Source organism: Streptomyces sp. Act143 (genome assembly GCF_003143935.1).
Classification (GTDB): Bacteria; Actinomycetota; Actinomycetes; order Streptomycetales; family Streptomycetaceae; genus Streptomyces.
On sequence record NZ_QFRX01000001.1, the window covers coordinates 1,955,615 to 1,963,724 of the forward strand.

Annotated in this window: 7 protein-coding genes and 1 pseudogene; 2 read left to right on the top strand and 6 right to left on the bottom strand. The window is 71.1% G+C overall.

The window, feature by feature from the left end; all coding sequences use genetic code 11:
• From fdhF to DI272_RS08745, 3 genes are read right to left on the bottom strand one after another with little or no spacing between them, the layout of a single operon-like run.
• Entirely contained in the window at nucleotides 1–2,769 is a 2,769-nt protein-coding gene (gene fdhF / locus DI272_RS08735) for a formate dehydrogenase subunit alpha (protein WP_109494793.1), read from the bottom strand.
• A complete protein-coding gene (locus DI272_RS08740) occupies nucleotides 2,766–4,382 on the bottom strand; it encodes an NADH-quinone oxidoreductase subunit NuoF (protein WP_109494794.1) in 1,617 nt (538 codons plus the stop codon). The genes fdhF and DI272_RS08740 overlap by 4 nt, the downstream gene beginning before the upstream one ends.
• A gap of 2 nt (nucleotides 4,383–4,384) precedes the next feature.
• Nucleotides 4,385–4,858: an NAD(P)H-dependent oxidoreductase subunit E gene (locus tag DI272_RS08745; RefSeq protein ID WP_109494795.1), complete on the bottom strand. Its 474-nt coding sequence runs from the start codon at nucleotides 4,856–4,858 to the stop codon at nucleotides 4,385–4,387.
• 241 nt (nucleotides 4,859–5,099) lie between these two features.
• Between DI272_RS08745 and DI272_RS08750 the strand changes: the two genes are divergently transcribed.
• Entirely contained in the window at nucleotides 5,100–5,789 is a 690-nt protein-coding gene (locus DI272_RS08750) for a GntR family transcriptional regulator (protein WP_109494796.1), read from the top strand.
• Nucleotides 5,790–5,843: 54 nt separating this feature from the next.
• Here DI272_RS08750 and DI272_RS08755 read toward each other — a convergent pair whose 3' ends face one another.
• Nucleotides 5,844–6,635: an acyl-CoA dehydrogenase family protein gene (locus tag DI272_RS08755; protein WP_109494797.1), complete on the bottom strand. Its 792-nt coding sequence runs from the start codon at nucleotides 6,633–6,635 to the stop codon at nucleotides 5,844–5,846.
• Nucleotides 6,636–6,769: 134 nt separating this feature from the next.
• Here DI272_RS08755 and DI272_RS08760 point away from each other — a divergent pair, with 134 nt between their 5' ends.
• Entirely contained in the window at nucleotides 6,770–7,501 is a 732-nt protein-coding gene (locus DI272_RS08760; protein WP_109494798.1) for a GntR family transcriptional regulator, read from the top strand.
• Here DI272_RS08760 and DI272_RS08765 read toward each other — a convergent pair.
• The gene (locus DI272_RS08765; RefSeq protein ID WP_109494799.1) at nucleotides 7,454–7,972 is read right to left on the bottom strand and encodes a carbonic anhydrase; all 519 of its coding nucleotides are present in this window, start codon (nucleotides 7,970–7,972) and stop codon (nucleotides 7,454–7,456) included. The two genes, DI272_RS08760 and DI272_RS08765, sit on opposite strands and share 48 nt — an antisense overlap.
• Nucleotides 7,972–8,110: pseudogene (locus DI272_RS08770) on the bottom strand (formyl-CoA transferase); the annotation flags it as partial. The pseudogene DI272_RS08770 and the gene DI272_RS08765, both read right to left, overlap by 1 nt.

Consider the following 8,110-nt stretch of genomic DNA (forward strand, 5'->3'; position numbering starts at 1 on the left):
TCAGTCCACCGCCGTCACGAGGCCCACCTGCACCGCGGTCACCTTGTACTCCGGGCAGTTGGTGGCCCAGTCGGAGTTCTCGGTGGTCACGACGTTCGCACCGGTCACCGGGTGGTGGAAGGTGGTGTACACGACCCCGGTCGGCATCCGGTCGGAGATCTCCGCGCGCAGCGTGGTCTGTCCCACCCGGCTGGCCAGCGTGACCATGTCGCCGTTCCTGATGCCTCGGTCCTCCGCGTCATGCGGATGCAGTTCCAGGATGTCCTCGGGGTGCCAGGCGACATTGCCGGTACGGCGGGTCTGCGCGCCGACGTTGTACTGGCTCAGGATGCGGCCGGTCGTCAGCACCAGCGGGAAGCGGCGGGTGCTGCGTTCGTTGGTCGGCACGTACGACGTGACCACGAACCTGCCCTTGCCGCGCACGAACTCGTCCACGTGCATGACGGGCGTGCCCTCCGGGGCCTCCTCGTTGCACGGCCACTGCACGCTGCCGAGCTTGTCGAGCAGTTCGAAGGAGACGCCGGTGAAGGTGGGGGTGACGGCGGCGATCTCGTCCATGATCCGGCCCGGGTGGTCGTACGCCATCGGGTAGCCCATGGCGGTGGCGATCTCGCTGACGATCTGCCACTCGTGCTTGCCGGTCCTGGGCTTCATCACCGCGCGGACCCGGTTGATGCGGCGCTCGGCGTTGGTGAAGGTGCCGTCCTTCTCCAGGAAGGAGGCGCCCGGCAGGAAGACGTGCGCGAACTTGGCGGTCTCGTTGAGGAACAGGTCCTGGACGACGACCAGTTCCATGGCCTCGAGGGCGGCGGTGACGTGCTTCAGGTTGGGGTCGGACTGGGCGATGTCCTCACCGTGCACGAACAGGCCGCGGAAGCTGCCGTCGATGGCAGCGTCGAACATGTTGGGGATGCGAAGTCCCGGCTCGGCGAGGAGGGTTCCGCCCCAGAGGTTCTCGAAGACGGTACGGACCGCGTCGTCCGAGACGTGCCGGTAGCCGGGGAGTTCGTGCGGGAAGGAGCCCATGTCGCAGGAGCCCTGGACGTTGTTCTGGCCGCGCAGCGGGTTCACGCCGACGCCGTCGCGACCGATGTTGCCGCATGCCATCGCGAGGTTGGCCATCCCCATGACCATGGTCGAGCCCTGGCTGTGCTCGGTGACGCCGAGGCCGTAGTAGATGGCGCCGTTGGGCGCGGTCGCGTACAGGCGTGCCGCGGCGCGGAGTTCGGCGGCCGGTACGCCGGTGATGTCCTCGACCGCCTCCGGGCTGTTCTCGGGGCGGGCGACGAACTCGGCCCAGTCGTCGAAGCCTTCGCAGCGCGCGGCCACGAAATCCCGGTCGACCAGGCCCTCGGTGACGACCACGTGCGCCATGGCGTTGACCACGGCCACGTTGGTGCTGGGCCGCAGCTGGAGGTGGTGCGCGGCCTCGATGTGCGGCGAGCGGACCAGGTCGATGCGGCGCGGGTCGACCACGATCAGCTCGGCGCCCTCGCGCAGCCGGCGCTTCATCCGGGAGGCGAAGACCGGGTGGCCGTCGGTGGGGTTGGCGCCGATGACCATGATGACGTCGGCCTGCGCCACGGAACGGAAGTCCTGGGTGCCGGCCGATTCACCGAAGGTCTGCTTCAGGCCGTAGCCCGTCGGGGAGTGGCAGACGCGGGCGCAGGTGTCGACGTTGTTGTTGCCGAAGGCCGCGCGGACCATCTTCTGGACGACGTAGACCTCTTCGTTGGTGCAGCGCGAGGAGGTGATGGCGCCGATCGCGCCCGCGCCGTGGCGGTCCTGGATCTCGCGCATGCGGCGGGCGACCGTGCCGATGGCCTCGTCCCACTCGACCTCGCGCCAGGGGTCGGTGATCCGGTCGCGGACCATGGGCTTGAGGACCCGGTCGGGGTGGGTGGCGTAGCCGAAGGCGAAGCGGCCCTTCACACAGGAGTGGCCCTCGTTGGCGCCACCGTCCTTGTACGGCACCATGCGCACGAGTTCGTCGCCGCGCAGCTCGGCCTTGAAGGAGCAGCCGACCCCGCAGTACGCGCACGTGGTCACCACCGACCTGGTGGGCATGCCGAGTTCGACGACCGAGCGCTCCTGGAGCGTGGAGGTCGGGCAGGCCTGGACGCAGGCCCCGCAGGAGACGCACTCGGAGTCCATGAAGGACTCCCCCGCCCCCGGCGAGACCTTGCTGTCGAAGCCGCGGCCCTCGATGGTCAGCGCGAACGTGCCCTGGACCTCGCCGCAGGCGCGGACGCAACGGGAGCAGGCGATGCACTTGGCCGGGTCGAAGTCGAAGTAGGGGTTGGAGGTGTCCTTCTCGGCGTCGAGGTGGTTGGCGCCCTCGTAGCCGTACCGGACCTGCCTGAGGCCCACCACGCCCGCCATGTCCTGGAGTTCGCAGTCGCCGTTGGCGGGGCAGGTCAGGCAGTCCAGCGGGTGGTCGGAGATGTAGAGCTCCATGACGCCCTGGCGGAGCTTCTCCACCTTCGGCGTCTGGGTGCTCACCTTCATGCCCTCGGCGCAGGGGGTGGTGCAGGAGGCCGGGGTGCCGCGGCGGCCGTCGATCTCGACCACGCACAACCGGCAGGAACCGAAGGCGTCCAGACTGTCGGTGGCACACAACTTGGGTATGTCGACGCCCGCTTCGGCCGCCGCGCGCATCACCGAGGTGCCCTCGGGGACGGTCACCGGCAGGCCGTCGATCTCCACCGACACCGTTGCGGGGCCGGGCTGTTGCGGGGTTCCGTAGTCGGGTTCCTTGAGGAGGCTCATGCCGTGCCCTCCGTCCTCACACCAGTCGTGTTCACGGGTTGGATCTCCAGGAGCCGGCGGCCGCCGAGGAAGTCGTCGGGGAAGTGGGTGAGGGCGCTGCGCACGGGCATCGGGGTCAGCCCGCCCATCGCGCACAGCGAACCGTCGGTCATCAGGTCGCAGAGGTCCTCGAGGAGGGCGAGGTTCTCGTCGCGGTGCGTGCCGGCCACGATCTTGTCGATCACCTCGACCCCGCGCACGGCCCCGACCCGGCAGGGCGTGCACTTGCCGCAGGACTCCTCGGCGCAGAACTCCATCGCGAAGCGGGCCTGCGCGGCCATGTCCACGGTGTCGTCGAACACGACGATGCCGCCGTGCCCGAGCATCGCCCCGGCCTCGGCGAACGCCTCGTAGTCCATGGGCAGGTCGAACTGCGACTCCGGCAGATACGCCCCGAGCGGCCCGCCGACCTGCACGGTCCGCACCGGGCGCCCGGTGCGGGTGCCGCCGCCGTAGTCCTCGATCAGCTCGCGCAGGGTGATGCCGAAGGCGGTCTCCACGATGCCGCCGCGGGCGATGTTGCCGCCGAGCTGGAAGACCTGGGTGCCGCGGGAGCGGCCCACGCCGAGGTCCTGGTAGGCCTTCGCGCCGTCGGCGAGGACGACCGGGACGGTGGTGAGGGTCAGGACGTTGTTCACCACGGTCGGTTTGCCGAACAGGCCCTCGATCGCGGGGATCGGCGGTTTCGCGCGGACCGTGCCGCGCTTGCCCTCCAGGCTCTCCAGCATGGAGGTCTCCTCGCCGCAGATGTACGCGCCCGCCCCGACCCGTACGTGCAGGTCGAAGTCGAGCGGTGAACCGAGGACGCCGTTGCCGAGCCAGCCCTGCGCGCGGGCGATCTCGATGGCCTCGCGCAGCGTGGCGATCGCGTCCGGGTACTCGGAGCGGATGTAGACGTACCCCTCGCTCGCGCCGACCGCGTGCGCCGCGATCGTCATGCCCTCGATGAGCAGGAACGGGTCGCCCTCCATGACCATCCGGTCGGCGAAGGTCCCGCTGTCGCCCTCGTCGGCGTTGCAGCAGACGAACTTCAGCTCGTCGGCGCAGTCCAGCACCGTCTTCCACTTGATGCCGGCCGGGAATCCGGCGCCGCCGCGACCGCGCAGCCCGGACTCGGTCACCTGGGCGACGACGTCGGCCGGTGCCATGTCGAGGGCGGCACGCAGTCCCTTGAGGCCGCCGTGCTCGACGTAGTCGCGGGGCGAGAGGGGGTCGGTGATGCCGACCCGCGCGAAGGTGACGCGTGTCTGCCGGGCCAGCCAGGGCAGTTCGTCGACGAGGCCTAGGCACAGCGGGTGGTCCGCGCCGTCGAGCAGGCCGGCGGCGAGGAGTCCGTCGACGTCCTCGGGCGCCACGGGACCGTAGCCGACGCGGCCCCGTGGGGTGGCCACCTCGATCATCGGCTCCAGCCAGAGCATGCCGCGCGATCCGTTGCGTACGACGTCGATGGCGAAGTCCCCGCGGCCGGCGGCGCGTTGGAGGGCGTCGGCGACCTCGTCGGCGCCGACGGAGCGGGCCGCCGCGTCGCGGGGGACGTAGACCGTGGCCGTGGCGTGGGTGGTGGTGTTCGTCATGATCAGACCGTCCCGTTGAGGATCGAGCCCAGGCGGGCCGGGCCGACGCGTCCGTACAGCCGTCCGTTCGCCTCCACCGACGGCCCCAGTGCGCAGTTGCCCAGGCAGAAGACCTGCTCGACGGTGACCGCACCGTCGGCCGTGGTCTCTCCCAGGGGCAGTCCGGCTTCGCGTGCGTAGCTCACCAGGCGGTCGGCGCCGAGTGCCTGGCATGCCTCGGCGCGGCAGATGCGGACCGTGGTGCGGCCCGCGGGCGCGCGGCGGAAGTCGTGGTAGAAGGTGACCACTCCGTGGACGTCCGCCCGGGAGAGGTTCAGCTCGTCGGCCAGTACCGGGATCGCCTCCTGCGGCACATGGCCCAACTCGGCCTGGACGGCGTGCAGTACGGGGAGCAGGGCGCCGCGTTGGCCCCGGTGGCCGGCCACCACCCTGCGGACCACGCTCTCGACCGTCACTTCACTCCCGCTGGTCGTCATGATCGCTTCGCCTTCCGTCACACGGGTCCCCGGCGAGGGTTGCAGGAGACTGAGACAATACCCCATACAGACTTCTGTATACAGACGACAGTCGTAAAGAGCCTGGGCATCGGAGTCCGGGAGGTGTGGACCGTCGGCTCACGAGCCCCGCCATGTTGCATACCAAAACCTGTATCCTGAGGCCGCCGTCGGCCGCCTCACGCGGCGGCGGACCCTCCCTCAGCGGCAGAACAGGACAACCATGCGCGAGGCACTCACCGCCGCTGCGACCCGGCGGGTCACCCGCCCGGCACCCCTGCGCGAGGCCGTGTACGACGCCCTCACCGAGCTGATCGTCAACGGTTCCCTCAAGCCCGGCCAGCATCTCGTCGAGGCCGAGCTCGCCGAGCACCTCGGGGTCAGCCGCCAGCCGGTGCGCGAGGCCCTCCAGCGCCTCCAGACCGCCGGCTGGGTCGACCTGCGGCCCGCACAGGGCGCCTTCGTGCACTCCCCCACCGAGGAAGAGGCCGCCCAACTCCTCGGTGTGCGCGCGGTCCTGGAGACGTACTCGGCACAGCTCGCCGCCCGGAACGCCGAGCCCGCGGACGTCGAACGCCTCTGGGAGCTCCAGCAGGACGGCGTCGACGCGCTCGCCGCGGGCGACGTCGAGCGGCTGGTCGCCGCCAACACGGCCCTGCACTCGTTCATCACCTCCGTGGCCGCCAACGACGTACTGGCGGAGATGCTCGGACAGGTGGGCCAGAAGGTGCGCTGGTACTACACCCCCATCGCCAAGCCCCGCGGCAAGGAGGCCTGGAACGAGCACGCCCAGCTCATCAAGGCCATCGCCAAGGGCGACGCGGACCGGGCGGGTGCGGTGATGCACAGGCACGCCGAGCGCACGGCCGACTTCTACCGCAGGCAGATCGGCGCCAAGGCCGGACAGGGCTGACAGGGCTGACAGGGCTGACAGGGCTGACCCAACCCGCGCCTCCTCCATGGGAGTTCACGACGGTGCCAGGAAGTCGGCGGGCTGCCGGACCGGCCCGCCGGAGACGTGGACGACCGGCGCGTCCGGGACCGCGGCACCCGCGGCGGCCCGCAGTTCGAGCAGCCACGGCAGGACCGTGCGCAGCACGATGTCGCGGCCCTCGCCGTCCGCGCCCAGCATCGCGTCGGCGGGGACCAGCACCGGGTCCGCGAACACCGTGGACGTTCCGCTGCCGTACGGCCCCGCGCCACCCGGCCGGGCCGGGACGAACAGCTCCGGGGCGTGCGCCGGGACCCCCCACAGCGTCAGCCCGTCGGGCGCGGCGAGCGGACGTGAGGACCAGACGTAGCTGTCGGCCTCCCCGGCCGCGACCACCTGGTGCTTGCGGGCCCGCAGGGCGACGATGTCCCCGGAGCGCACGGCGCCGGAGGACGGCGTGAGCAGCCCGCTGTCGCTCTCGAGCTCCCGTTCCGCGAGCGCGAGGCTGCTGAGATGACGCCCCGCGACGATCTCCGCGCGCATCCACGGGCCGCCGTACGCCTCGACGACGGCGACCGCCGCGTAGTGCGACCCGAGGACGGCCGCCGTGGCGGGGCAGACGCGCGCGGTGCGGGCCACCACGTCCGCGGCCTCCGGCAACCCCCGCCCCCCGCCGCCGTACGCGCCGGAGACGGTGAGTCCGAGCAGCCCGGCGTGCCCGAGCGCGGTGACCGCGGCGCGCGGGAACCTGCCCTGCGAGCGGGTCGGTTCGGCGGCGGGGGCGACGACACTGGTCAGGACTTCTGACAGAGCGGTGCGGTACGACACGGGGCGACCCCCTCAGGAGTGGCTGCTGATCCACTATTGGACCGTGATTGCATACAGTATTCTGCATCCGTGTCCCGGCACCAGAGGTTCGGGCCGGGAAATTCCTTGTCACTTCCACGAGGGAGAGAGGGCCCATGCCCGACACACCCGCCGTGACAGCAGCCCGCGGCCCGATCGCGCGACCCGCACCGCTCCGCCAGGCCGTCTACGACGCCCTCACCGAGCTGATCATCAACGGCTCCCTCAAGCCCGGCCGGCATCTCGTCGAGGCCGAGCTCGCCGAGCAGCTCGGCGCCAGCCGCCAGCCGATACGCGAGGCACTCCAGCGCCTCCACACCGCCGGCTGGGTCGACCTGCGCCCCTCCCAGGGCGCCTTCGTGCACTCCCCCACGGCCGAGGAGTGCGCTCAACTCCTCAGCGTCCGGGCCCTCCTGGAGACCCGCTCGGCGCGTGATGCCGCCCGGCACGCCACTCCGCTCGACGAGGCGCGGCTGTGGGAGCTCCAGCGGGCGGGCGTCGCCGCCCTCGCGGCCGGTGACGCCCGGGCGATCGTGGAGGCCAACGCCGACCTCCACGGCCACATCACCCTGCTCTCCCGCAACGCGGTCCTCGCCGAGCTCATCCCGCAGGTCGACCGACGGGTCCGCTGGTACTACATGCCGATCGCCAAGCCCCGCGGCCGGGACGCCTGGAACGAGCACGCCCTGATCATCGAAGCCGTCGCCGACGGCGACGCGGACCGGGCGGAGGACCTCATGCGCCGGCACACCCGGAACACGACCGACTTCTACTGCGCGCAGATCGCGGCGGTGACGGCGTCAGCGGGGCGGGGCCGCCCGGCCGCCCTCCCCGCCGATCTCCCGTAGCAGGCCCGTCGTCACGTCGAACACGAAGCCGCGCACATCGTCCGTGTGCGGCAGGAACGGCGAGGTACGCACGCGCTGGATGGACTGCCGTACGTCCTGGTCGACGTCCCGGAAGGACTCCACCGCCCACGCGGGGCGCTGCCCGACCTCCATCTCCAGCTCGGTCCGGAAGTCCTCCGTCAGGGTCTGGAGGCCGCACGCGGTGTGATGGATGAGAACCACACTGCGCGTCCCCAGGGCCCGCTGACTGATCGTCAGAGAGCGGATGGTGTCGTCGGTGACGACCCCGCCCGCATTGCGGATGGTGTGGCAGTCGCCGAGTTGCAGGCCGAGCGCGGCGTGCAGGTCGATCCGGGCGTCCATGCACGCCACGACGGCCACGCGCAGTACCGGGCGGGCGTCCATACCGGGGTCGGTGAAACCGACGGCGTACTCACGGTTGGCCTTCACCAGCCGGTCGATGATCGGCATCAGATCACTCCCTGCGCCTTGAGCAGCGGCAACTCGTCTTGCGAAAGGCCGAGTTCACGGACATAGACGTCTTCGTTGTGTTGGCCGAGGAGGGGGGAGGGGGTGATGCGGGTGGGGGAGTCGGAGAGTTTGAGGGGG

Coding starts and splice junctions, on each gene's coding strand:
- fdhF (WP_109494793.1), bottom strand. CDS start 2,769: ATGAGCCTCCTCAAGGAACCCGACTACGGAACCCCGCAACAGCCCGGC.
- DI272_RS08740 (WP_109494794.1), bottom strand. CDS start 4,382: ATGACGAACACCACCACCCACGCCACGGCCACGGTCTACGTCCCCCGC.
- DI272_RS08745 (WP_109494795.1), bottom strand. CDS start 4,858: ATGACGACCAGCGGGAGTGAAGTGACGGTCGAGAGCGTGGTCCGCAGG.
- DI272_RS08750 (WP_109494796.1), top strand. CDS start 5,100: ATGCGCGAGGCACTCACCGCCGCTGCGACCCGGCGGGTCACCCGCCCG.
- DI272_RS08760 (WP_109494798.1), top strand. CDS start 6,770: ATGCCCGACACACCCGCCGTGACAGCAGCCCGCGGCCCGATCGCGCGA.
- DI272_RS08765 (WP_109494799.1), bottom strand. CDS start 7,972: ATGCCGATCATCGACCGGCTGGTGAAGGCCAACCGTGAGTACGCCGTC.